The 24,673-nt window shown below is 55.2% G+C and carries 29 protein-coding genes; 13 read left to right on the top strand and 16 right to left on the bottom strand.

The window, feature by feature from the left end:
* Window positions 1-17: 17 nt before the first annotated feature.
* Entirely contained in the window at window positions 18-1,049 is a 1,032-nt protein-coding gene (locus tag G0034_RS08320; protein ID WP_416172921.1) for a LysR family transcriptional regulator, read from the bottom strand.
* A 16-nt stretch (window positions 1,050-1,065) separates the two neighbouring features.
* On the opposite strand from G0034_RS08320, the gene G0034_RS08315 reads away from it, so the two are divergent.
* Window positions 1,066-2,280, top strand: coding sequence for an MFS transporter (locus G0034_RS08315; RefSeq protein ID WP_047343577.1), 1,215 nt, complete (start codon window positions 1,066-1,068; stop codon window positions 2,278-2,280).
* 75 nt (window positions 2,281-2,355) lie between these two features.
* Here G0034_RS08315 and flgL read toward each other — a convergent pair whose 3' ends face one another.
* From flgL to flgB, 11 genes are all read right to left on the bottom strand, one after another.
* On the bottom strand, window positions 2,356-3,309 hold the full coding sequence (flgL, locus tag G0034_RS08310; RefSeq protein ID WP_014883369.1) for a flagellar hook-associated protein FlgL: 954 nt from the start codon (window positions 3,307-3,309) through the stop codon (window positions 2,356-2,358).
* A 16-nt stretch (window positions 3,310-3,325) separates the two neighbouring features.
* On the bottom strand, window positions 3,326-4,966 hold the full coding sequence (gene flgK / locus G0034_RS08305; RefSeq protein WP_179120707.1) for a flagellar hook-associated protein FlgK: 1,641 nt from the start codon (window positions 4,964-4,966) through the stop codon (window positions 3,326-3,328).
* 75 nt (window positions 4,967-5,041) lie between these two features.
* Window positions 5,042-5,995, bottom strand: coding sequence for a flagellar assembly peptidoglycan hydrolase FlgJ (gene flgJ / locus G0034_RS08300; RefSeq protein ID WP_179120706.1), 954 nt, complete (start codon window positions 5,993-5,995; stop codon window positions 5,042-5,044).
* Window positions 5,995-7,092 (bottom strand): flagellar basal body P-ring protein FlgI, encoded by a 1,098-nt coding sequence (locus tag G0034_RS08295; protein WP_014883366.1) that lies wholly within the window; start codon window positions 7,090-7,092, stop codon window positions 5,995-5,997. The genes flgJ and G0034_RS08295 overlap by 1 nt, the downstream gene beginning before the upstream one ends.
* Before the next feature lie 12 nt (window positions 7,093-7,104).
* A complete protein-coding gene (gene flgH, locus G0034_RS08290) occupies window positions 7,105-7,803 on the bottom strand; it encodes a flagellar basal body L-ring protein FlgH (protein WP_003857987.1) in 699 nt (232 codons plus the stop codon).
* Between the two features lie 57 nt (window positions 7,804-7,860).
* A complete protein-coding gene (flgG, locus tag G0034_RS08285) occupies window positions 7,861-8,643 on the bottom strand; it encodes a flagellar basal-body rod protein FlgG (RefSeq protein WP_008500810.1) in 783 nt (260 codons plus the stop codon).
* Between the two features lie 11 nt (window positions 8,644-8,654).
* A complete protein-coding gene (locus G0034_RS08280; protein ID WP_179120705.1) occupies window positions 8,655-9,410 on the bottom strand; it encodes a flagellar basal body rod protein FlgF in 756 nt (251 codons plus the stop codon).
* 20 nt (window positions 9,411-9,430) lie between these two features.
* Window positions 9,431-10,639 carry a flagellar hook protein FlgE gene (gene flgE, locus G0034_RS08275; protein WP_014883364.1) on the bottom strand — a complete coding sequence of 403 codons (1,209 nt, stop codon included), beginning with the start codon at window positions 10,637-10,639 and terminating at the stop codon, window positions 9,431-9,433.
* A 26-nt stretch (window positions 10,640-10,665) separates the two neighbouring features.
* Window positions 10,666-11,376, bottom strand: coding sequence for a flagellar hook assembly protein FlgD (gene flgD, locus G0034_RS08270; protein WP_014883363.1), 711 nt, complete (start codon window positions 11,374-11,376; stop codon window positions 10,666-10,668).
* Between the two features lie 11 nt (window positions 11,377-11,387).
* Entirely contained in the window at window positions 11,388-11,792 is a 405-nt protein-coding gene (gene flgC, locus G0034_RS08265) for a flagellar basal body rod protein FlgC (RefSeq protein WP_013097138.1), read from the bottom strand.
* A gap of 3 nt (window positions 11,793-11,795) precedes the next feature.
* Window positions 11,796-12,212, bottom strand: a complete 417-nt coding sequence (flgB, locus tag G0034_RS08260; RefSeq protein WP_014883362.1) for a flagellar basal body rod protein FlgB — start codon at window positions 12,210-12,212, stop codon at window positions 11,796-11,798.
* Window positions 12,213-12,369: 157 nt separating this feature from the next.
* Between flgB and flgA the strand changes: the two genes are divergently transcribed.
* From flgA to flgN, 3 genes are all read left to right on the top strand, one after another.
* Window positions 12,370-13,029: a flagellar basal body P-ring formation chaperone FlgA gene (flgA, locus tag G0034_RS08255; protein ID WP_045269405.1), complete on the top strand. Its 660-nt coding sequence runs from the start codon at window positions 12,370-12,372 to the stop codon at window positions 13,027-13,029.
* A 93-nt stretch (window positions 13,030-13,122) separates the two neighbouring features.
* Window positions 13,123-13,416 (top strand): flagellar biosynthesis anti-sigma factor FlgM, encoded by a 294-nt coding sequence (gene flgM, locus G0034_RS08250; RefSeq protein ID WP_014883360.1) that lies wholly within the window; start codon window positions 13,123-13,125, stop codon window positions 13,414-13,416.
* Window positions 13,417-13,420: 4 nt separating this feature from the next.
* Window positions 13,421-13,846 (top strand): flagella biosynthesis chaperone FlgN, encoded by a 426-nt coding sequence (gene flgN / locus G0034_RS08245; protein ID WP_014883359.1) that lies wholly within the window; start codon window positions 13,421-13,423, stop codon window positions 13,844-13,846.
* A 59-nt stretch (window positions 13,847-13,905) separates the two neighbouring features.
* On the opposite strand, the gene murJ is transcribed toward flgN, so the two are convergent.
* The 4 genes from murJ to rimJ form a co-directional block, all read right to left on the bottom strand.
* Window positions 13,906-15,441 carry a murein biosynthesis integral membrane protein MurJ gene (murJ, locus tag G0034_RS08240; protein WP_045269404.1) on the bottom strand — a complete coding sequence of 512 codons (1,536 nt, stop codon included), beginning with the start codon at window positions 15,439-15,441 and terminating at the stop codon, window positions 13,906-13,908.
* A gap of 129 nt (window positions 15,442-15,570) precedes the next feature.
* A complete protein-coding gene (locus G0034_RS08235; RefSeq protein WP_047626778.1) occupies window positions 15,571-16,494 on the bottom strand; it encodes a Gfo/Idh/MocA family protein in 924 nt (307 codons plus the stop codon).
* Between the two features lie 2 nt (window positions 16,495-16,496).
* Window positions 16,497-17,147, bottom strand: coding sequence for a YceH family protein (locus G0034_RS08230; RefSeq protein WP_014883356.1), 651 nt, complete (start codon window positions 17,145-17,147; stop codon window positions 16,497-16,499).
* A gap of 9 nt (window positions 17,148-17,156) precedes the next feature.
* Window positions 17,157-17,741 carry a ribosomal protein S5-alanine N-acetyltransferase gene (gene rimJ, locus G0034_RS08225; RefSeq protein ID WP_014883355.1) on the bottom strand — a complete coding sequence of 195 codons (585 nt, stop codon included), beginning with the start codon at window positions 17,739-17,741 and terminating at the stop codon, window positions 17,157-17,159.
* A 236-nt stretch (window positions 17,742-17,977) separates the two neighbouring features.
* Here rimJ and mdtH point away from each other — a divergent pair, with 236 nt between their 5' ends.
* The 9 genes from mdtH (at window position 17,978) to G0034_RS08180 (ending at window position 24,664) form a co-directional block, all read left to right on the top strand.
* Entirely contained in the window at window positions 17,978-19,186 is a 1,209-nt protein-coding gene (gene mdtH / locus G0034_RS08220) for a multidrug efflux MFS transporter MdtH (protein WP_014883354.1), read from the top strand.
* Between the two features lie 124 nt (window positions 19,187-19,310).
* A complete protein-coding gene (locus tag G0034_RS08215) occupies window positions 19,311-19,871 on the top strand; it encodes a lipoprotein (RefSeq protein ID WP_014883353.1) in 561 nt (186 codons plus the stop codon).
* Between the two features lie 126 nt (window positions 19,872-19,997).
* A complete protein-coding gene (gene pyrC, locus G0034_RS08210) occupies window positions 19,998-21,044 on the top strand; it encodes a dihydroorotase (protein ID WP_179120704.1) in 1,047 nt (348 codons plus the stop codon).
* Between the two features lie 74 nt (window positions 21,045-21,118).
* Complete coding sequence (gene dinI, locus G0034_RS08205; RefSeq protein ID WP_179120703.1) at window positions 21,119-21,364, top strand: DNA damage-inducible protein I; 246 nt, start codon at window positions 21,119-21,121, stop codon at window positions 21,362-21,364.
* Between the two features lie 272 nt (window positions 21,365-21,636).
* On the top strand, window positions 21,637-21,891 hold the full coding sequence (gene bssS, locus G0034_RS08200) for a biofilm formation regulator BssS (protein WP_008500827.1): 255 nt from the start codon (window positions 21,637-21,639) through the stop codon (window positions 21,889-21,891).
* A 116-nt stretch (window positions 21,892-22,007) separates the two neighbouring features.
* A complete protein-coding gene (solA, locus tag G0034_RS08195; protein ID WP_014883350.1) occupies window positions 22,008-23,126 on the top strand; it encodes an N-methyl-L-tryptophan oxidase in 1,119 nt (372 codons plus the stop codon).
* 59 nt (window positions 23,127-23,185) lie between these two features.
* Window positions 23,186-23,299, top strand: coding sequence for a YceO family protein (locus tag G0034_RS08190; protein ID WP_014883349.1), 114 nt, complete (start codon window positions 23,186-23,188; stop codon window positions 23,297-23,299).
* A 218-nt stretch (window positions 23,300-23,517) separates the two neighbouring features.
* Window positions 23,518-24,084, top strand: coding sequence for a cytochrome b (locus G0034_RS08185; protein WP_014883348.1), 567 nt, complete (start codon window positions 23,518-23,520; stop codon window positions 24,082-24,084).
* Window position 24,085: 1 nt separating this feature from the next.
* Window positions 24,086-24,664: a YceI family protein gene (locus G0034_RS08180; RefSeq protein ID WP_014883347.1), complete on the top strand. Its 579-nt coding sequence runs from the start codon at window positions 24,086-24,088 to the stop codon at window positions 24,662-24,664.
* Window positions 24,665-24,673: the final 9 nt, after the last annotated feature.

The following is a 24,673-nucleotide window of genomic DNA, read 5'->3' as shown; positions in this document are numbered from 1 at the left end:
CCTTCGGGTCGGCTTTTTTATGGCTGCTGCACGGGCTTTCTCATTCCCGTGACCTCCGGCATGACCTGCCGCATCAACTCCAGAAAACGCCGCAAACGCGCAGGATAATAACGAGACCAGGGATAAACCAGATGCACCGGTAATGCCGCCGGTTGCCACTCCGGCAGCACATGCACCAGCCGCCCTTCCCGAATATCGTCATGTACCGTCCAGCTTGACACTACCGCCACACCCAGCCCGGTGAGTGCCGTTTTACGTGCAACATACAGGCTGTCAGTGCTGAGGCGCGGAGTAATGTCAATTCGCGCGGTGGCTGACGAAGCATCATGAAAAAGCTCTACATGACGCTGGTAGAAAGAGTTAATGGCAATCCACGGAAACGGTTGCAAATCCTCAGGCGTGTTAACCGCCGGGAAACGGGCCAGTAATGCCGGAGATGCCACCACCGAGCGCGGCACTTCCGCCAGCAGCACGGATACGGTCGCCGGATCGACTTCTGCCCCCACCCGAATAGCACAATCAAGGTTGTCACCGAGAAAATCAGCCGACCGATCGTTGAGCAACCATTCAATGGAAAGCTGCGGATAACGCTGCAAAAACTCGGTTAACGGTTGCAGGAGTTGATCCTGACCAAACGCGTGCGGTGCCCGCACCCTCAGCACACCTACCGGTTCATCTTCCGTCTGCCCCACCTCATCTTCCAGTGCCAGCCAGCTGTCAATCACCCGACGAGCGTGCTGATAGCAGCGTTCACCGTCATCCGTCAGCCGTGTCGTATGGGTGGTGCGCAACATCAGGCGTACGCCCAGCATCGTCTCAAGCGATTGCAGTCGTCGACTCACCGTGGCCTGGGTTGTTGCCAACTGGCGTGCCGCAGCAGAGAGTGAACCAGCCTCAACAATACGGACAAACGTTCGCATTAACTCCACCCTGTCTATACGCTCAACTCTTTTCATTGCCTTTCCACTTATACGCTCAACGTATAAGCGTTTTACCACCGGGCCCGCTACCGTCGCAAGGCGTCCTGGTAAAAAATAGCCGTACACCATGAATGAGGAATGTCTTATGAACACAACCACTGCCGCCCATGCCGTAAGCCGCTGGGTCATTTTAATGCTGGCACTCGGGGCTGGCTTTAGCGTGGCATCTATCTATTATGCCCAGCCTCTGCTGCCCCTGATGGGCGCAGACCTTCACCTGAGTATCGAAGGAATGGGCATGGTCCCGACGCTCACCCAGGCCGGTTATGCCTTAGGGATCCTGTTCCTATTACCGCTCGGCGACCGCCACGACCGCAGGACGTTAATACTGATAAAAAGTGCTGCGCTGGCGCTGTTTCTTCTTGGCTGTAGTCTGACCGGACAGATCCACTCCCTGCTGCTGACGAGTCTGCTCATCGGCATGGCCGCCACCATGGCGCAGGATATTGTCCCGGCAGCGGCTATTCTTGCGCCGGAAGGTAAACAGGGGAAAACCGTGGGTACGGTGATGACCGGTCTGCTGCTGGGGATTTTGCTCTCCCGAACCGTCAGCGGTGTCGTGGGCGAAGCGTTCGGCTGGCGCGTGATGTATCAGCTGGCTGCGGCAAGCATTGCATTTATCGGCGTGGTGATGTGGGCGGTACTTCCTCGTTTTGCCATTCACTCCACGCTGAGCTATCCCGCGCTTATGCGCTCAATGGCGCATTTGTGGCGTCGTTACCCCGCTCTGCGCCGTGCGGCGCTGGCTCAGGGTTTTCTGTCGATTGCCTTTAGTGCCTTCTGGTCTACGCTGGCGGTCATGCTGCTGGAACGCTATCACCTCGGGAGTGCAGTCGCGGGTGGTTTTGGTATCGCGGGTGCGGCCGGTGCGTTAGCCGCGCCGCTGGCGGGTGGTCTGGCAGACAAACTGGGGGCCGGAAAAGTCACGCAGCTCGGTGCAATCCTCGTGACCATCTCGTTTGCCCTGATGTTCCTGATGCCCGCGCTGGGGGTGCACGGACAGCTGGTTCTGATTGCCCTCTCTGCCGTCGGGTTCGATCTGGGTCTGCAGTCCAGCCTGGTTGCACACCAGAATCTGGTCTATAGCCTTGAACCGCAGGCGCGCGGTCGTCTTAACGCCCTGCTCTTTACCGTGATCTTTATCGGCATGGCATTGGGCTCCGCATTAGGCAGCAATATTTATACGCTGGCGGGCTGGACGGGCGTGGTCGCTCTGGCAACGGTATGCGGCATCATTGCGCTGGCAATCCGTCTGGTTGAAAGCGCCCGCCTCGCCTCAGCGCCGGCGGAAATGGCATAAAAAAAATGCCCAATCCAGACGGATTGGGCAGCAAAACATGCCCAGTTTCAAGACATGTTCTAAGAGGTCAAGATGTTATTTGTTCAGCTGGAACAGAGACATGCCCTGCATATCGCTAAACGCTTTATACGAGGCCTGCAAGGCCGCCTGCTGCATGGTGTAGGATGAAATTACCGAGTTCCAGTCCACGTCAACCAGGTCACTCATCTGTTGGGTCTGGCCCAGAGCTCGGTCTTCACCCAGAGAATCCAGCTTCCCTAGCTCATCCAGCTTAATGCCGAGATCGGCGCGCACGGTCAGAACGTTGTTGAGAGAGTTGCTCAGGCCACGGTTGGCTTTATCAATAGCCGCAGTAAACGCCTCGGCTTTCGTTTCGTCATCACCAATCGGCGTATTCAGCGCCCCGATAGCGGTGTCGAGGATCTTGAACAAATTCGTTTCCTGCGTACTCCCCGCAGGCTCTGGTTTCGCATTGCTGGTGAAGCTGTCAAAAACTTCTGCGCCCGTATGGCTTATTTGCATCGTGCGCGCGGAGTCAACCTGCTGGCTGATTGGCGTCCCGCCGCCCTTATAGTCACCCGTAGTCTGGTCAAAAGCCGCCGCTTCGGTTTTGTATCCTGAAAAGATATAGCGACCGTTACCGTCCGTGCTGTTAGCCAGGTTCATTAGCTGATCGCGAATACCTTGCAGGTTCGTTGCCAGCGAAGCGCGGTCATCATCACTTAACGTGCCGTTGCCCGCATTGACAATCTTTTCCTGAGCAGCCTGGATAGCGGTTGTCACTTGCGATAACACGTTCTCTTCCAGCGAAACTTTTGTCGTAGCGAAGGAGCGCGCCAGCGCATACTGGCTGTTTTGTGTTTGAGCCTGAGAGAGCACAACGGCCTGCGAGGCGGCAATCGGGTCGTCAGAAGGGCGGTTGACGCGCTTACCCGTAGACATCTGCTCGCCGTAGCTTAGCCAGAGGCTTTGGGAGTTCGTCACGCCGCGCATGCTTTGCTCATACATCATTTGAGTACTAATACGCATTTTTTATGCCTCAGCCTTAGCGGATATTGATCAATGCATCAAACAGCGTACTCGCCGTTTGAAGCACCTGCGCATTCGCCAGATAGTACTGCTGATAGCGCTGGAGGTTGCCATACTCTTCATCCAGGTTAACCCCGGAGATTGACTGCTGTTGTTTGGTAAGCTGCGTCACCACGTTAACTTTGGTTTCACTGCTGGTTTTCAGCGACGCCGTGGTGCTACCCACCGTACTGACCAGTGAGGCATAAGCATCGTTAAAGGTTTTATTCCCACCCACCAGCCTGGCGCTCTGCAAATCCAGGAGCTTTTGGCCATTGGTATTGTCGCTTGCTCCGCTTCCATTCGCTGAAGCCATCGCCAGTTTGGACTCGTCGCTGATCGTAACGTCCATATTGATGATAACGTCATTCACCGGTTTGACGATGAAACTGTCTTTAGTATTGGCTGAGCCACTAATATTGACGTTGAGACCATCAAACGACAGATTACCACTGGTATCAGGCTGGGCCGTGAAGCTGGTGTTGTCTGAAAGACGCGTGATTGTCCAGTCAGTACCGTTGTACTCAACTTTATAGTTTGTCGCCTGGACCTTAGTACTGTCCGTCATCGTGGCCGTAACAGACGCACTTCCGGTATTTTTGCCATTACTCAGCACCGCCGGAGATCCAAAGTCGAACAGTTTACCGCCCGGGTCCCCGTTTGCATCAAAGCCAGCCTGATGCTGGGTATTCATGGCATCAGCAAACGCCAGCGCCATCTGGTTAAGCGTATTTCGCGCCTGATCCAGATCCTGAGAACGAAACGTTAACAGCCCCCCAAGCGACCCCGTGGTGATCTGTTTTTCCTTGATCTCCACGCTACCCGCTACGGCATCCACATAAGCAATGGTTGTACGCGCAGGATCCTCGCTAGATTTCACCGCCGCCAGCTGGCTTGCGTTGCTGCCCTGTACCAGGCTGTAGCCGTTGGCGATAGAGATGTTGTAGGTGCCACTGTCCTGTATGGTGACGTCAACACCGACAATCTTATTCAGTTCACTCACCAGCTGATCGCGCTGGTCGAGCAGTTCGTTAGGCGATGCACCCGCGCCAACACCGGTGAGACGGGAAATCTGATCGTTCAGATTGGCAATCTGCTTCGCATAGTTATTGATCTGATCGACGCTGGTAGAAATCGCCGTATTAACCTGTGAATCCTGGTCACGGAGATACTGATCGTTCGTTTTGAACTGATTCACCAGACCGTCCGCTTTACCCAGCACCGTTTGACGTGCAGCCGGGTCTTCGGCGTTGCTCACCAGCGTTTGCAGACTCTTGAAGAAATCCTGCAGGGTGGTGGAAAGCGAGTTCGTGGTATCGGAGAGCACATCGTCAATTTTTGACATCTGCTGATAGCGCGTCGTCAGGCCGCTGCTCTGGGTCTGCGCGGCGCGCAGCTGGTTGGTGATGAAAGCGTCATACTCACGCTGGACACCGGAGACATACACCCCGTTACCCACCCAGCCACCGCCGGTCAGCGTGCTGTTAGAGGCACCCAGTACCGTGGTCTGGCGGGTGTAACCTGCCACGTTATAGCTTGAAATATTATTACTGACGGTATTGAGTGCCGACTGCGCGGCACTGAGGCCACTCATGGCGCTGTTAATCAAACTGGACATGGGGGTTCCTTTTATACGTTCAGACACGAGTCCTGATGAAGGTTATCGGCAACCTCCACCGGGACTTGAGAACTTTCAGAACAGATTTTCAATATCTGTGCTATAGGCTTTACTGACCTTCTCGCCCATGGATTTCAGCTGCTGGATCATGCTGGTAAGCTTACGAGCGTAGTTCGGGTCGGTCGCGTAGCCTGCGTTTTGCAAAGCCTGAGCGCCCTGCTCCGCCGTCGCCGCCTGCGTAACGGCGGTATAACGTGGATTTCGGCTCAGCAGACCGACATAGTCGGACAATGCTTCCAGATAGGAGCTGTAAACACGGAATTTCGCTTTCACCTTCACCGCCGCACCGTTCTCGTATTCGGTGGTGGTGATCTCCGTTGTCGGTCCCTTCCAGCTGGAGGTGGCCTTCACACCGAAGATGTTAAAGCTCGGGTCGCCGTTTTCCTTACGGATCTGGCGCTGTCCCCACCCGGATTCCAGCGCGGCCTGAGCCAGAATCAGATGGTGTGGCACACCGCTCTGCTCACTGGCAAGACGGGCCGGCAGCGAAAGCTGCGCCAGAAAGTCTTTGCTGTCACCGGAGAGCGGCTCGTCGCTGCTCACCGTCGCCTTCGGTATCGCTTTACGCACCATTTGCGTCAGGGCCTGGTTCTGATAGCTGGTCACCGTTTGCAGGTCAAACTTCATCGGTACCTGCTGCGGCTCATCTTTCGGCTGGATCCCCTGCGCGGCTTCGGTCTGTTTGACTATCATGTCAGCCAGACCGAGGCCTTTACCGGCGGTCATCTGCTGCGCAATCTGCTGGTCATACATGCTGGTGTAAAGACGCGTTGAATCGCTGCTGAACATCCCGTCTTTCGGCAGGGTTTCACGCATGCTTTTCAGCATCATCTGTACAAACATCCCTTCCACCTGGCGGGCGACCGGGCGGATATTCGCCGCCGGGTCTTTACCTGCTTTGGTTTTCAGTTCGTTGAGCGACTGGGTATCCCAGGCGGCACTGGTCAACAGTTTGCTATCGGTCAGCATCAGATGATTTCCAGTTTGGCGCGCAGACAGCCTGCACTTTGCATGGACTGCAGAATGGACATCAGATCCATCGGCGTGGCACCCAGCGCATTCAGAGCACGCACGACGCTGTTCAGGTTGGCGCTGGAACGTACGCTCTGCAGAGAACCACCGCTCTGACGTAAATCAATCTGCGTTTGTGGCGTCACCACCGTCTGGCCGCCACCAAATGGGGTATCCGGCTGGCTGACGTTGGCAGAACGGTTAACCGTCACGGAGAGGTTACCCTGCGCCACGGCGCAGCTATCCAGCGAGACTTCCCGGTTCATCACCACGGAGCCCGTACGGGAGTTGATGATCACTTTGGCATCCTGAACAGGGACGTTCACTTCCATATTCTGGATATCGGCCAGCATGCGCACCTGGTTGCTGCTGCCCGTGGAGGTACGGATCTGCACGGTACGGGCATCCAGCGCCGTCGCACTGCCATAGCCGCGGCTGCGGTTGATGGTGTCGGCGATCTGCTGCGCCATGGTGAAATCTTCGTTGTTCAGCTGCAGGTTGATGGTATTCCCGGCGCCGAACTGGGTCGGCAGTTCACGCTCAATGATCGCGCCGTTGGTAATGCGTCCGCCGTTCAGCTGGTTCACCTGCACGCTGCTACCGCCAGCTGAGGCCCCCGCACCGCCGACCAGAATGTTACCCTGCGCCAGGGCATAGACCTGACTGTCGACGCCTTTCAGCGGCGTCATCAGCAGCGTACCGCCGCGCAGGCTTTTGGCGTTCCCCATAGAGGAGACCACCACATCAATGGTCTGCCCCTGGCGTGCAAACGCCGGGTAAGAGGCCGTGACCATGACCGCAGCCACGTTTTTCAGCTGCATGTTGGTTCCCGCCGGAACGGTAATACCGAGCTGGGAAAGCATGTTGTTCAGGCTCTGCGTCGTGAATGGCGTCTGGGTTGTCTGGTCACCCGTACCGTCCAGCCCCACCACCAGGCCATAGCCAATCAGCGAGTTCTCGCGTACGCCCTGAACGCTGGTGAGATCGCGAATACGGTCAGCCTGGGCAAAGGTAGCCACCAGAACCAGCGCCACGGCGAAGATCGATTTAAACATGGGTCACCTCGCTTACATCGGCGATAAATTAAGGAAGAAGCGCTGCAGCCAACCCATATTTTGCGCTTCATTAATGTAGCCGTTACCGACGTACTCAATGCGCGCATCCGCCACCTGAGTGGACGGAACGGTGTTGGTGCCGCTGATGGTGCGTGGATTCACCACGCCCGAGAAGCGAATGAATTCAGTGCCCTGGTTAATGGCGATCTGTTTTTCACCCACAACGTGTAAGTTGCCGTTAACCAGCACCTGGTCAACCGTGACCGTCAGCGTACCGCTAAAGGTATTGCTGGCGTTCGCGCCACCTTTACCGTTAAAGGTATTGCCGCCGGAAGCCTCAACGTCCGCTCGCGCATTGCCGAAGAGCCCTTGCAGATAACGCGGTACGGTGTCAAAGCCAAAATTGGTTTTGCCATCGCGGCTGGCATTCGCCGACGAGCTCTTGCTCGCGCTGACGTTTTCCTGCAGAACAATGGTCAATGTATCGCCGACGTTACGCGGGCGGCGATCTTCAAACAGCGGCTGATAACCGTAATTAATCGGCTGCGCGGTCTGGAAAATAGAGCCGTTTACCACTGGCGCAGGGCCAGGAACGGGTTGGGCAGTCGTCGCACCCTGGACCAATGGTTTAGACGGGATCCAGGCACACCCGCTGAGGGTGACGGCCAGGACAGTCAGTATCGGATAACGAAACGCCGCGTTTTTTTGCATTGCCTTCATCTTCGAAAACAGGGAGCCGGTGCGGCGTTTACCGCACCGGGCTACACCTTAGAGTTGCGTCAGTTTTTGCAGCATCTGATCGGTCGTCGAGACTGCTTTACTGTTAATTTCATACGCGCGCTGAACCTGGATCATATTCACCAGCTCTTCCGCCACGTTCACGTTGGAGGTTTCAACATACCCCTGATACAGCAAACCCGCGCCGTTCAGACCCGGCGTGCTTTCATTTGGCGTACCGGAGGATTGCGTTTCGGTGTAGAGGTTCTCACCAATGCTTTCCAGACCGGTATCGTTCATGAAGGTGGTCAGGTTGAGCTGTCCGACCTGGACCGGCGCAGCCTGGCCCTGCTGGGTCACGCTGACCACACCGTCGCGGCCGATAGTAATGCTCAGAGCGTTCGCCGGAATGGTGATCGCAGGTTGAACCTGGAAACCGCCCGCCGTCACCAGCTGGCCGTTCTGATCGACCTGGAACGAGCCGTCACGGGTATAGGCAGAAGTACCGTCAGGCAACTGCACCTGGAAGAAGCCCTGACCTTTGATTGCCACGTCTTTACTGTTGTTGGTCTGAGACAGGTTGCCCTGGCTATGCAGACGCTCGGTGGCCACCGGGCGAACACCGGTACCGATCTGCAGACCTGACGGCAGCGTCGTCTGTTCAGAAGACTGCGCGCCCGGCTGACGGATGGTTTGATAAAGCAAATCTTCGAAAACGGCGCGCTGACGCTTGAAACCATTGGTGCTGACGTTTGCCAGGTTGTTGGCAATCACATCCATGTTGGTTTGCTGCGCGTCCAGGCCAGTTTTCGCGATCCATAAAGAACTGATCATAAAGAGTCCTGTTAACTCATAGACAGAAGTTGGTTAGCCTTGCCCGCGTTTTCATCCACGCTGCTGATAATTTTCATCTGCATTTCGAAACGACGGGCGCTGGCGATCATGTCGCTCATGGCGGCTACCGGCTTGACGTTACTGCCTTCCAGAACGCCGGACATCACGCGGATGCTCGGATCGGCCTGTAACGTAGCACCACGGGTAGCCTGAGCAGCCTGGGTCAGACGGAACATCCCGTCGTCACCACGCTGCACCTCTTTGCCTTCCGCTTTCACCAGTTTCAGTCGTCCGACAGGGGCAACGGTATTGGCCGGATCGCCCGGGTTCAACGCGGAGATGGTACCGTCAGCAGCGATGGTCAACTCAGAGCCTTCAGGCACCGTCAGCGGACCCGCTTCCCCCATCACCGGATGACCCTGAATCGTCAACTGGCCGGTTGCACTAACCTGGATATTCCCGTTACGGGTATAGCCTTCGCCGCCATCAGCGGTCTGCACCGCCAGCCAGCCGTCCTGCTGCAGCGCAACATCCAGCGGGCGTGAGGTGTAATCCATCTGCCCTGGCGTCATATCTGCGCCAGGGGTAGAGGCGGCGACCAGCGTACGGGTCGGCAGGGAAAGACCTTCTACCGGCACCGCGCGCAACGCATTCAGCTGCGCGCGAAAGCCCGGCGTCGAGGCGTTTGCCAGGTTGCTGGCAGTAACGGCCTGCTGATTGAGCGTCTCACTTGCCGCGCCCATCGCGGTATATATTGCGTGATCCATTGCGCTTTCCTGTTAGCCGCTTAACGCAGGTTAACCAGCGTGTTGAGGATCTGATCCTGGGTCTTGATGGTCTGCGCGTTCGACTGATAGTTACGTTGCGCGACAATCATGTTCACCAGCTCTTTACTCAGATCGACGTTTGAGGCTTCCAGCGCACCGTTGGTCAGCGTACCGAAGTTACCGCTTCCCGCTGTACCCAGCAGCGCCACGCCGGAGGACTGGGTAGCCGACCAGACGTTATCGCCTTCAGACTTCAGGCCTTCGTTGTTGGCGAAGTTTGCCAGCACGATCTGACCCAGCACCTGAGTCTGTTCGTTGGAATAGTTCCCCACCACGGTACCGTCATCGTTGATCTGATAGCTCACCAGATCGCCCGGCTTGAAGCCATTCTGGCTGGTCGCCACGATATTGTTTGCGCCGGTGTTCTGCTGCATAGAGTTAGCAAAACTCATGGCGAAGGTCGCAGGGGTCGCACCCGGGATGGTCCCGGTCGTCAGGTTGATGTTTCCACCACCGGTCAACGTCCCGTTATTATCGAAGGTCAGCGTGGTGGCCAGTGCCGCCGTGCTGCCTGCCACGCTACCGTCCTGGGCATACACTTTCCAGGAGTTGGCCGGAGTCGCATCTTTGACGTAAAACAGGTTCATGTTGTGCGCATTACCCTGGCTATCAAAGACGGTTACCGTGCCTTTTTTGTTGTAGGTATCCGGGTTAGCCGGATCAAAGGCGGTGGTCGGTGCGGTGTCGGTGGAATTGAGGTTAATCTGCTGGGAAGCCGTGGAGGTGGACTTCGCGGCCATCAGCGTGGTCGGGATATTAATCGCCTGTGGATTCGCACCGGTCTGAACCGTTGATGGCGTGCCGGCAACCGGATAACCGGTTAATTGCATCCCCTGCATGTTCACCAGGTTACGGTTCTCGTCCAGCTTAAACTGGCCGTTACGGCTGTAGAACACCGAGCCGTTTGCATCGACCATACGGAAGAAACCGTTCTGGCTGATGGCAACGTCCAGGCCGCGCCCGGTATTGGTGGTGGTGCCGTCGGTAAAGTCCTGAGTGATACCCGCAACTTTGACGCCCAGACCCACTTTGGAACCGGCAAACATGTCTGCAAAGGAAGCAGAACCGGATTTAAAACCATAGGTCGCGGAGTTGGCGATGTTGTTGCCAATGACATCCAGGTTGGTGGCCGCAGCATTCAGGCCGCTGACCGCTTGAGAAAAGGCCATGACTTACTCCTGATAAGTGTTAAGGCTTAGATAATCTGCCGAACTTCGTCGAGTGTGGTGGTACCCGAGGTACCCAAATCCAGTTTGTTGCCGTCGCCCCCTCTAATCACGCCCTGAACCAGCGCGAACTGCAGCGGCTGCGCCACCAGCTGGGTTGTCCCGTTGCTGGCGCTAATCGCGACTTTGTAGGAGCCATTTGGTGCTTTGGTGCCGTCCGCCAGGCTGCCATCCCAGGTAAAGGTATGAACGCCCGCCTTCAGCTCACCAATGTCGATGGTGCGAACCACCGCGCCGGTCGAGTCGGTGATCGTCGCAGTCACTTTGTCAGCGGCCTGCTGCAATTCAACGCCAAACGGGGTCGTCGTGGTGGTCGAGGTACCGTCTGTGGTGCTGGTGCCGGCAAGAATAGTGGTGCCCGGGATCATTACCCCGTGACCAATCAGGCTGGCCGCCTGCAGAGACTGGCTGCTGTTAATCTGGCCGGAGACGGAACCCAGGGTCGTGTTAAGTTTCTCAATGCCGCTCACGGTACTGATCTGCGCAAGCTGCGTCGTCAGTTCGTTGTTCTGCATTGGATTCGTGGGATCCTGGTTCTTCAGCTGAGCCACCAGCAGCGTCAGAAAGCTGCTCTGCAAATCGGAGGCGTTACTTCCCGTCAGGGAGCTGGAGCTTGTCGAACTTTGGGTGTTATTAACACCCGTGTTCGTGGGATCATTCACATTGACGGCGATGGACATGCGTGTCTCCTTTACTGGCCGAGAGTGAGTGTTTTGAGCATCATGCTCTTCACGGTATTAAGCACTTCGACGTTCGCCTGGTAGCTACGAGAGGCCGACATGGAGTTCACCATCTCACCTACCACATCCACGTTTGGCATCTTCACGTATCCGTTAGCGTCCGCAAGCGGGTTACCGGGCTCATACACTAGCTTGTCCGGCGCCTGGCTCTCTACCACGTCAGACACCTTCACGCCGCCCGTGGCCGCACCGGGCGCCGCATCGACCTGAAAGACGACCTGTTTGGCACGGTAAGGCTGTCCGTCAGGTCCGGTCACGCTGTCGGCATTCGCCAGGTTACTGGCCGCCACGTTCAGACGTTTGGACTGGGCGGTTAACGCCGAACCGGCGATATCAAAAATGTTCAGCAAGGCCATTTATCAGTTGCCCCCCTGCAGGACGTTCATCATGCCTTTGATTTGTCCGCCGAGTAGGGTCAGGCCCGTCTGGTATTTCAGGCTGTTATCGGCGAACTGCGTACGCTCCCGGTCCATATCCACGGTGTTACCGTCGAGTGATGGCTGGTCGGGGATGCGATAAAGTAAATCGGTCGCTGGCGCGGTCATCGCCTGAGCAGGAATATGGCGAGAGGATGTCATGGCAAGTGCAACACCCGTTCCTTCGGCACGTCCACGCTCCATCACCTTTTTGAGTTCACTGGAAAAATCAATATCGCGCGCCTGATACCCGGGCGTATCGGCGTTAGCGATGTTGGCGGCTAAAATCTCCTGCCGCTGGGCGCGTAAATTGAGCGCTTCCTGCTGAAAACGTAACGCGGCGTCGAGTTTATCGAGCATGTCTCCTCCGCTGATGGCAAAATTTCAGTTCACAGCTTAAATCTCACCCGGTCTCCCCTATCGACGGAATAAGCGCAAAATGCGTCGCTATTTATTCCGTTGATGCAAAACCACTGCAGGTAGAATTCAGTCAACTCTGGAAACGGTGGAACTTGCGATGCAAACGTTAAAACGTGGTCTGGTGGCGGCTTTCTTGCTGTTTAGCCCTCTGGTGCAGGCTGAAGGTTTACAGGATCAGTTAACGGCTTTCTTTGCCCAAAAGCTGGCAGGCTTTAGCGATGACGTTACCGTTACCGTACGTACGCCCCCGAATCTGTACCCCACCTGTGAGCAACCGTCATTCAGCGTCACGGGAACCACGAAGCTGTGGGGTAATGTGAACGTGCTGGCTCGCTGCGCCAACGAAAAACGCTATTTACAGGTTGCCGTTCAGGCGACGGGCAATTATGTTGTTGCCGCCGTCCCTATTGCGCGTGGCAGCCTGCTGCAGGCAAACAGCGTGACGTTGAAGCGCGGGCGCCTGGATCAGCTCCCGCCACGGACAATGCTGGAAATGAACCAGGCACAGGATGCCGTCAGCCTGCGCGATGTTGCGCCAGGCCAGCCGATTCAGCTTTCAATGCTGCGCCAGGCATGGCGTGTCAAAGCGGGACAGCAGGTGATGGTTGTGGCCAACGGAGACGGCTTTAGCATCAACAGTGAAGGGAAAGCGTTAAACAATGCCGCGGTCGCGCAAAACGCCCGCGTCAGAATGTCCTCAGGCCAGGTGGTGAGCGGAACCGTCGATTCTGATGGGAATATTCTGATTAACCTATAATCTTTTTAAAGATTTCGCGGCGCGTGCCGATAAATATTCAACTAATGATGATGTCAGGCGCAAACGCCGCGAACCCTCGATGAGGACAACACTATGAGCATTGATCGTACATCAGCCCTGAAGCCGGTAAGCGCTGTACAGCCTCGCGAAACGAATGACGCTACCCCTCAGAAAACGCGTCTGGAAAAACCGTCAACGTCTAACAGCACCAGCGTGACGCTGAGCGATGCCCAGGCAAAACTGATGCAGCCCGGCAGCAACGATATCAATATGGAACGTGTGGAAGCGCTGAAAACGGCAATTCGTAACGGCGAGCTGAAAATGGACACCAGCAAAATCGCTGACGCCCTGATTCAGGAAGCACAGAGTTTCTTACAGAGTAACTAACCGTATGAGTCGACTGTCAGAAATACTGGATCACATGACGGTTGTCCTGAACGACCTGAAAACGGTAATGGACGCTGAACAGCAGCACCTCTCTTCCGGTAACATCAACGGCAGTGCGCTGCAGCGGATTACTGAGGATAAGAGTTCGCTTCTGGCGACGCTGGATTATCTGGAGCAGCAACGACGCGCTGAGCAGGATCCTAAGCGCAGCGCCAATGACGATATTGTTGAGCGCTGGCAGACCATAACGGAAAAAACCCAGCACCTGCGCGACCTCAACCAGCATAACGGCTGGCTGCTTGAAGGCCAGATAGAACGTAATCAGCAGGCGCTTGAGGTGTTGAAGCCGCATAAAGAAACCGGACTTTACGGTGCGGATGGTCAGACAGCGACGGCGCGCATTGCGGGTGTGAAAAAGATTTCGATTTGACGCATCTGCGACAAATCATGCAGTGGGGAGCACCCTAAGGTGAACTCCCCTTTTGGCGTTTATGCCGTACGGCGGGCAAATTCTTTCACTTTGAAGCCCAGTACAGCGAGCGTGGCAAAGTAAGCTACCACCCCAACGCCCACCACGGCCATCAGCCGCATCAGACGATAAGGCATCGTGCCCTGGGACCACTCTGGCATAACATGCATCATCCCGAGTAATGCCGCAGACATCACCAGTACTGCAATAATCAACCGCACAAGGAAGCTCGCCCAGCCCGGCTGCGGCGTAAAGATATCCTGCTTGCGCAGTTGCCAGTACAACAGCCCGGCATTCAGACAGGCCGCCAGACCAATAGACAGCGACAGACCGGCATGCTTCAGCGGGCCGATAAACGCCAGGTTCATCAGCTGCGTCATAATCAGCGTCACAATGGCAATTTTCACCGGCGTTTTAATGTCCTGACGCGAGTAGAACCCCGGAGCCAGCACCTTGACGACAATCAGCCCCATCAAGCCGACGGAGTAGGCAATCAGCGCCCGCTGGGTCATCGCGGCGTCAAAGGCAGTGAATTTACCGTACTGGAACAGGGACACCGTCAGCGGCTTGGCCAGAATCCCCAGCGCCACCGCACTTGGCAATGCCAGCAAGAAGCAGAGACGTAACCCCCAGTCCATCAGGCGGCAGTATTCATCATGGTTGCCGCTGGCAAAGCTTTTTGACAGCGACGGCAGCAGGATGGTCCCCAGCGCCACGCCCAGCACACCGGATGGAAACTCCATCAGACGGTCCGCGTAATACATCCACGACACAGAGCCCGACACCAGGAAAGAGGCAAAGATGGTGTTGATGATAAGCGAGATCTGGCTGACGGAGACGCCAAGAATGGCGGGCCCCATCTGCTTAATCACGCGCATCGCGCCGGCATCTTTGAGATTAATGCGCGGCAGCACCAGCATACCGATTTTCTTCAGGTGCGGCAGCTGATACGCCAGCTGCAGCACGCCGCCCACGGTTACCGCCCAGGCCAGCGCCAGTACCGGTGGGTTGAAATGCGGCGCGGCGAACAGGGCAAAACCGATCATGCTGACGTTAAGGAACGTCGGCGCAAACGCCGGAACGGAGAAACGGTTCCAGGTGTTCAGTATCGCCCCCACCAGCGAGGCCAGCGAGATCAGCAGAATATAGGGGAAGGTAATGCGCAGCAGCTGCGAGGTCAGTGCAAATTTATCAGCCGTATCGGCAAAACCGGGGGCGGTCACCAGAATCACCCACGGCGCGGCCAGCATCCCGATAACGGTCACCACGGCCAGCGCCAGGGTCAGTAGTCCCGAAACGTAAGAGACAAAGACGCGGGTCGCATCCTCGCCCTGCTTGCTTTTATATTCCGCGAGAATAGGCACAAATGCCTGCGAAAATGCCCCTTCCGCAAAAATACGACGCAACAGATTTGGCAATTTGAACGCGACGAAAAAGGCGTCCGTCGCCATTCCTGCACCAAAAACCCTTGCCACAATCGCGTCACGTGCAAAGCCCAGCACGCGAGAAAACATGGTCATCGAGCTGACTGCCGCCAGCGATTTTAATAAGTTCATTAACGTGAATTTCCAGAACCATACGGATTTGTAGGCCGGGTTAGCATAAGCGCCACCCGGCAAAGCCAACAAGCGGCGCTTAGTCTAACCGGATTTCATCGAATTACTATCGGCAGATGTTACAGCGAATTATTCACTCATGGCATCGCGCCAGAGCCTTTCCACAATGCGCTGCGCCAGAATGGCCTGCTCGCCGGACGTTTCAGGAACCGTCTGATTTTGCACACAGGTGATGAAGTGACGGGCACATCCTGCGAAACCACGCTGCTCAAGCGTACTTTGCCAGCCGGGTGCAGGAGGCGTAACAACGCCATTGCCCTTCTCTTCGCGCCACTCGCGCATATCGGTAATGTCATACAGCGCACCGTCGGTGACGGCCTGAACGAACTCACGCTGGCTGCCCGCACGACGGTGCATACTGGTGGTAATCTGAAGATGCTCAACGGCAAAATGGTGTTCCGCGTACACCATCTCCCCCCGTTCGTTAGTGACCAGGGTGCCGCTTTTCAGCTGTGCATTACCGTTGCTCAGCCACAGCGCGGTATCCACCACGTGAAGATAATCATCAAGAAGGGTAAAACGCAGATCGTTCGGCCCTACGCTGTCGGTACGATGCTTATCCATACGCAGCGAAGCCATATTGCCGGACTGCGCTTTCAACTGCTGGTAAAGCGGCGCAAAGCGGCGGTTAAACCCCACCATCAGGGTCAGGTTTTTACGCGCCGCCAGATCAATCAGGCGTTCGGCGTCCTGCACGTTTTCCGCCAGCGGTTTATCCACGCAGACGTGGACGCCCGCATTGAGCAACTCGCTTACCACCTGATAGTGGGTGGCCGTGGAGGTATGCACAAAGACGGCGTCACACTCGCGGGCCAGATCCTGCAGCGAGGCGGCATACGGAATGCGCCAGGTTGAGCAGATACGCTCTGCTTTTTCACGGCCAGGAGACCATGCGCCTTGCAGCGTCCAGTCGGTCGCAGCCCCTAAAACCGGTAGCCAGGCTTTTTGCGCTATTCCGCCCAGCCCCACGACGCCAATGCGTAATTTTTTCACCGTCAGTCTCCCAAATGTGCCAGTAATGCATCCAGACGTTGTTTCAACCCGGCAACCTCACCTTCCAGAGCCTCCACACGGGCAACCAAATCGTCATCGCCAGTTGTTATATCGGTTACAGGAGACTTAACTGAAATATCAACGTCACCGCAGAAGAGATGCATATAGCGGCTTTCACGTTTACCCGGCTCGCGGGCCAGACGGACAACGTACGGGCCATCTTCACGTGCGGCCAGCCCCTCCAGCGTCTGCTCAACTTCCTGCATGTCGCTAAACTCATGCATACGGGAAGCACGCGTGCGCAGCTCCCCCGGCGTCTGCGCCCCGCGCAACAGCAGCGTAGTAACGACCGCCACTTCGGCGCTGCTCAGCTTCAGGTCGCCAAATTCGGAGTTACAGAAACGCTGTTCGTATTTGGTCACGCGGTTACCGAAGCCGCTGACGGTGCGCAGATAGTGGCGTTTTACCAGCGCATCCAGCACGTCCTGAACGTCATGCTCGCTGAGGTTCATCACCGGCTCACGGTTCGTTTTTTGGTTACAGGCCATGGTCACGGCGTTAACAGAAAGCGGATACTGTTCCGGCGTGGTGACCTGTTTTTCGAGTAAGCACCCAATCACGCGCGCTTCTGTACCGTTTAGCTGATACTTCATCTTTTCTCCTTAACGACCTGCAGTCCAGTCACGGGTGGTTAACGCCGTCAGCACGTGGTCACGCCACTCGCCGTCTATCAACAAATAGTCTTTGGCGTAACCTTCTTTCTCGAACCCTAAGCGCGCCAGTAAATTTCCGCTGCGCTGATTATGCGGCATATAGTTCGCCATAATGCGATGAATGTGTTGCGTACGTTGCATATAGCGGATGGCCGCCGTTAACGCCTCGTACATCAGCCCCTGCCCCTGCCATTTCTGACCGATGGAGTAGCCAAGGTAACAGGCGTGAAACGACCCGCGCACCACATTCGAGAAATTGGCGATCCCGATAATTTCTTTCTCTTCTGGATCCAGCAACGCAAAATAAAACGCGCTACCCTGCTTATGAAATTCCGCAATCATGCTGAGGCGCGCCTGCCAGCCGGAGGGGTAACAATGGCTCTCATCCCGAACGGGTTCCCAGGGTTTCAAAAACTGGCGATTCTCGGCGTAATAATCCGCCAGACGCCAGGCATCACGCTCATGCACCAGACGAACGACCAGCCGGTCCGTTGTCAGACGCACTTTTGGCACATTACTGCGATAGCCAAACATCAATACCACTCCTTCCCGTCACTTCAGCTTGCCCATTAGCTTTACTATACCTGCGCCCGTGCCGTCTGTGAAAACAGTGACATACCATTTTCACCTCTTTTCACCTTTTTCAATGAAAACTCTCTATCAAAGCACCCTTTTGATAAAAAAATATTGTCGCGTCCAGGGGTGGGAAAAAACGTGGCGACACCGCAGAATGTTAGCGTGCTCACCTTCTTATTTTCCCTGGAGGGAAAATGTCCCGCGTATCACAGGCGAGGAGCCTGGGTAAATATTTCCTGTTAGTCGATAACATGCTGGTCGTGCTCGGCTTTTTTGTCGTATTCCCTCTCATCTCGATCCGCTTTGTCGATCAAATGGGCTGGGCGGCGGTAATGGTCGGTATTGCCCTGGGACTGCGTCAGTTTGTCCAGCAGGGTCTGGGCGTCTTTGGCGGCGCGATCGCTGACCGCTTTGGCGCTAAACCAATGATCGTGACCGGTATGCTGCTCCGCGCGGCAGGCTTTGCCACGATGGCCGTTGCCCACGAGCCCTGGCTGCTCTGGTTTTCCTGCTTCCTCTCCGGTATCGGCGGCACGCTGTTTGACCCGCCCCGTACCGCGCTGGTGGTGAAGCTGATTCGCCCGCAGCACCGGGGGCGTTTCTTCTCCATTCTGATGATGCAGGACAGTGCCGGCGCGGTGGTTGGCGCATTGCTGGGAAGCTGGCTGCTGCAGTACGATTTCCGTCTGGTCTGTGCGGCCGGGGCGGTACTCTTTATTCTGTGCGCGCTGTTTAACGGTCTCTATCTTCCCGCCTGGAAACTGTCGACGGTAAAAGCGCCGGTGCGCGAGGGGCTAGGTCGCGTTCTTCGCGACAAGCGTTTTGTCACCTACGTATTGACCCTGACCGGGTATTACATGCTGGCCGTGCAGGTGATGCTGATGCTGCCGATCATGGTAAACGATATTGCGGGCACGCCTGCTGCCGTTAAATGGATGTACGCCATTGAAGCCTGCCTGTCACTGACGCTGCTCTACCCCATCGCCCGCTGGAGCGAACGGCGTTTTCGCCTGGAACATCGCCTGATGGCCGGGCTGTTTCTGATGACGCTGAGCATGATGCCGATCGGTCTGGTGAGCTCGCTCCAGCAGCTGTTTACGCTGATTTGCACCTTCTATATCGGCTCCATCATCGCCGAGCCCGCCCGGGAAACGCTGAGCGCCTCGCTTGCGGACGCGCGTGCCCGCGGCAGCTATATGGGATTCAGCCGACTCGGTCTGGCCTTTGGTGGCGCGTTAGGCTACACCGGCGGCGGCTGGCTGTTCGATGCCGGTAAAGCGCTGAATCAACCGGAACTGCCGTGGATGATGCTCGGCGCAGTGGGCTTTATGACGTTACTGGCCCTCTGGTGGCAGTTCAGCCAGAAGCGCAGCGCGAGCGGTATGCTCGAGCCCGGCGCATAATCCTTCTCGTTGGCGGGAGAACTCTCCCGCCTCACTTCTCAGTATTTTCTGCTGGTTTCTGCCATTTCACACTGACATACTGACGCTACAGGACAGAAGCGCCGATTTTTCGTTGAGGAACACCATGAAGAAAATTGTCATTGCCGCCGCATTTATCGTTAGCGGCCTGCTGGTGGGCTGCAATCAGCTTACGCAATACACCGTCAGTGAACAGGAAATTAATCAGGCGCTGGAAAAACATAACAATTTCTCCAAAGACATTGGTGTGCCAGGCCTTGCCGATGCGCATATCATTCTCACCAATCTCACCAGCCAGATTGGTCGTGAAGAGCCCAATAAAGTCACCCTCGCCGGGGATGCCAGCCTTGATATGACCTCCCTTTTTGGCAACCAGAAAGCCAACATCAAGCTCAAGCTGAAGGCACTTCCGGTTTTCAACAAAGAGAAGGGCGCGATTTTCCTGCAGGAGATGGAAGTGGTCGATGCGCAGGTTTCACCGGACAAGATGGCACCGGTTCTGCAAACCCTGATGCCCTATCTGAACCAGTCGCTGCGTAACTATTTCAATCAGCAACCGGCGTATGTCTTAAGCGAAGACAAAAGTAAGGGTGAAGCCCTTGCGAAAAAATACGCAAAAGGGATAGAGGTGAAACCGGGAGAAATCATCATTCCTTTCACCGATTAACCTGAAGGGCGCTGCGGCGCCCTTTTTTTTACGGAAAAGTGTGCAAACGAAAACGTTTCCGCTTATGATTTGTGTCCGGCAAAAACAGCCATCCTTATGACTGATTCCTGACAAGCCGGAGCTTCCATGACTGCACAACCCCAGGTTCTTAAAATCCGCCGCCCTGACGACTGGCATATCCATCTGCGCGATGGCGATATGCTGAAAACCGTCGTGCCTTATACCAGTGAAATTTATGGCCGCGCGATTGTCATGCCAAACCTGGTTCCGCCAGTCACCACCGTCGATGCCGCGATTGCCTACCGCCAGCGCATTCTGGATGCCGTTCCGGCTGGACATAATTTCACCCCGCTGATGACCTGCTATCTGACCGATTCTCTCGATCCGGACGAAGTTGAGCGCGGGTTTAACGAAGGCGTTTTTACGGCGGCGAAACTCTATCCTGCAAACGCCACCACCAACTCCAGCCACGGCGTCACCAGCATTGATGCCATCATGCCGGTGCTGGAACGTATGCAGAAACTGGGCATGCCGTTGCTGGTACACGGCGAAGTCACGCATGCCGAGATTGATATCTTCGACCGTGAAGCCCGCTTTATCGAGACCGTGATGGAACCGCTGCGTCAGCGCCTGCCTGCGCTTAAAGTGGTCTTTGAACATATCACCACCAAAGACGCCGCAGAATATGTGCGTGACGGCAACGAGTTGATTGCCGCCACCATCACCCCACAGCATCTGATGTTTAACCGTAACCACATGCTGGTAGGCGGGGTACGCCCTCACCTGTACTGCCTGCCGATCCTTAAGCGCAACGTTCACCAGCAGGCGCTGCGCGAACTGGTTGCCAGCGGTTTCTCACGCGCTTTCCTCGGCACAGACTCCGCGCCTCACGCCCGCCATCGTAAAGAGGCGAGCTGCGGCTGCGCAGGCTGTTTCAACGCCCCTACGGCCCTTGCCAGCTATGCAACGGTATTTGAAGAGATGAACGCGCTGGAACATTTCGAAGCGTTCTGCTCCCTCAACGGCCCGCGCTTTTACGGCCTGCCGGTCAATGACACGTTCATTGAACTGGAGCGCAAAGCGAGCCAGGTGAAGGCATCCATTGCCCTGACGGATGATACGCTGATCCCCTTCCTGGCAGGCGAAACCGTCAACTGGACGGTAAAACGCTAAATAATCAACGCCCCTTGTTGTCAAACGAACAATATACCTGTATAAATAAACAGTATATTACACAGGGGGCATTTATGCGTATTGAAGTCACCATAGCCAAAACTACCGTTCTGCCTGCTGGCGCGCTTGACGCACTGGCAGGCGAATTATCCCGTCGTATTCATAACACCTTCCCCGACAATGCAGGCGCCGTCACTGTTCGTTACGCCGCGGCGAACAACCTTTCCGTCATTGGCGGTGCAAAAGAAGATAAAGATCGCATCAGCGAAATCCTGCGGGAAACGTGGGAGAGCGCTGACGACTGGTTCATCACAGATTAACACTGCTCCCTCATTGTGTTTTTTGCCGGGTCGCCCCGGCTTTTTTTTGCCTGAAATTCCAGAAAGTTCAAAATAATTCGGCAACTTCTTTAAAAATCGTGAACAAGATGGTGTTTTATTGCTCGAACAATCCTAAAAAGCAGAAAAATGTGTTGCTAGCTGTTTATTTTTCCCTTAGGAACCCTTATTACTTGTATACTGAAGTTGCTTTCAGAAAAACATGCATTGAACCTCGAAGTCGTTGTCTTCTAACACGCATTATGGGGGTTATAATGGAAAAGAATAGCGAAGTCATCCAGACCCACCCACTCGTTGGCTGGGACATCAGTACCGTAGACAGCTACGATGCACTGATGCTGCGTTTGCACTACCAGACCCCAAATCAGCTGAACCGTGAAGAAGCGGAAGTTGGACAGACGCTGTGGCTTACGACAGACGTCGCCCGTCAGTTTATTTCTATTTTAGAGGCAGGAATTGCAAAAATAGAATCTGGCGACTATCAGGAAAATGAGTATAAACGGCACTAACCGAATGCTCACTTTTCTTTCAACAGGCACCCACGCGGTGCCTTATTTATTTCCCGCTTGTTTGCACCCGCTTTGTTAATTACTCTGCTAAAAAAAACGTACGTGACGAGATGCATATGAGATATGACCTAATCATTATTGGCAGTGGCTCCGTAGGATCGGCCGCCGGGTATTACGCGACACAGGCAGGACTCAATGTCCTGATGATTGACTCTCACCTGCCGCCCCATAGCGAAGGTAGCCACCACGGCGACACGCGTCTCATTCGCCATGCCTATGGCGAGGGGGAACGCTATGTTCCGCTGGTGCTTCGTGCCCAGACGCTGTGGGACGCGCTGGCTAAAGAGACTGAAGAGCGCATTTTCGAACGTACGGGCGTCATCAATCTTGGCCCGGCCCGTTCGGAATTTCTGGCTAATGTGGAACGCAGCGCAAAGGCCTTTAATCTGGAGGTTGAGAAGCTGGACGCGCCGGCTATCACCGCGCGCTGGCCAGAAATTACCGTCCCGGACGATTATATTGGCCTCTTTGAAGCCAACTCCGGGGTGTTGCACTGTGAAACCGCCATCAAAACCTGGATCGACCTTGCCGCCAAAGCGGGCTGTGCGCAACTGTTTAACTGTCCGGTGGAGGCCATCACGCATAACGCAGATGGCGTGACGGTAACGACTCTGGATGGTGAATATTCGGCGTCTCGTTTGCTTATCAGCGCAGGAACCTGGGTCACCCGCCTGCTGCCAGACCTGCCGATCCAGCCCGTGCGTAAGGTCTTTTCGTGGTTCCAGTCGGATGGTCGCTACAGTGCCCAGAATAAATTCCCGGCGTTCACCGGCGAGTTGCCCAATGGCGATCAGTTCTACGGTTTCCCTTCCGAAAAAGACGCGCTCAAGATTGGAAAACACAACGGGGGGCAAGTTATCTCCTCACCTGACGAGCGTAAACCGTTTGGTGCTTGTCCGCAGGATGGTTCAGAAGCCTTCTCGTTCCTGCGCAATATTCTCCCGGGCGTGGGTGGCCTGCTCTACGGCGCGGCCTGCACCTACGACAACACGCCGGATGAAGACTTTATCATTGATACGCTGCCAGGACATGACAACACCCTGCTCATTACCGGGCTGAGCGGACACGGATTTAAGTTCGCTTCCGTGCTGGGTGAAATCGCCGCGCAATTTGCTCAGGGTATCACGCCTCAGTTTGATCTGACGCCCTTCTCACTCGCGCGTTTTAACGGATAATCGCTATGGGCTCCGGACAGTTCGGGGCCCGTTTTCTTTACGGTGAATCATGGGGCATTATGCGCAGGATCGTGAGTTTTCTCGTCAATAATATTCGCGAACATTTTATGCTCTATATCTTACTGTGGGCACTACTTGCGATCGTTGATTTTATTTACATTGTATTTTATTGAAAGCGTTGACTGACATTTATTGACGTTACTTTATGTTTATTTAATCTCTTTCCCCCTGCTTATTGCGCCTTGCACGAAGCCTTTGAATTACCTTTGCGGTTCCTTTTCAAAATTGCTGAAATAAATAAAATAAAAATCCATATACTCTTATTTCAGTTGCAATATCTTGCCTTCCCGTTCATTTTTACGTTTCGGTTAATTTGAAAATGGACATTCTGATGCAATTGCGTAACTCCTCCCGGCGCTACGGAATAATATCCATAAGTTTGCACTGGATATTTGCCATTGCCGTCTATGGCATGTTCGGACTTGGACTCTGGATGGTCACGCTCAGCTATTACGACGGCTGGTATCACCAGGCGCCGGAGTTGCATAAAAGCATCGGCGTTTTGCTGATGCTGGGGCTGATTTTCCGCGTGATATGGCGACATATCTCTCCGCCCCCTGCAGCACCGAAGACCCACAGTAAATTGACCCGTTTCAGTGCTGTCGCCGCGCATATTGCGCTTTATGCGCTGCTCTTCGCCATTCTGATCAGCGGCTATCTCATTTCGACGGCAGACGGCAAGCCGATCAGCGTTTTTGGTCTATTCGAGGTGCCAGCAACGCTCAGTGATGCTGGGGTTCAGGCCGACACGGCGGGGGTGGTCCACCTCTGGCTTGCCTGGAGCGTGGTGATCCTGTCCGTGCTGCACGGGCTTGCCGCCCTTAAACACCACTTTATTGATAAAGACGATACGCTCAAGCGCATGCTTGGCCGCTCGTCAGTTGACTCTGGAGTATAAAATGAAAAAACACCTGCTGGGTATCGCACTGGGCTCTCTGTTATTCACCACCGGTTCCGCCGTGGCGGCGGATTATAAAATTGATAAAGAGGGCCAGCACGCGTTCGTCAATTTCCGTATTCAGCATCTGGGATACAGCTGGCTGTACGGCACCTTTAAAGATTTTGACGGCACATTCACCTTTGATGAGAAAAATCCTGCGGCGGATAAAGTCAATGTGACCATTAATACGAACAGCGTTGATACCAATCATGCTGAGCGCGATAAACACCTGCGCAGCGCAGAGTTTCTGAACGTCACTAAATTCCCGAAAGCGACTTTCACCTCTACGGACGTGAAAAAAGACGGTGATAAGTTGAATATTACCGGTAATCTTACCCTGAATGGCGTTACGAAACCCGTGACTCTGGATGCAAAATTGATCGGCCAGGGTGACGATCCGTGGGGGGGTAAACGCGCAGGTTTTGAAGCGGCAGGAAAAATTCACCTGAAAGATTTTAATATCACAACGGATTTGGGTCCGGCGTCTCAGGATGTTGAGCTGGTTATTTCTGTTGAAGGTGTGCAGCAGAAGTCATAATAGATTCGC

Source organism: Enterobacter sp. T2 (assembly GCF_010692925.1).
Classification (GTDB): Bacteria; Pseudomonadota; Gammaproteobacteria; order Enterobacterales; family Enterobacteriaceae; genus Enterobacter; species Enterobacter kobei.
This window is presented reverse-complemented; position numbering and strand designations above follow the sequence as displayed.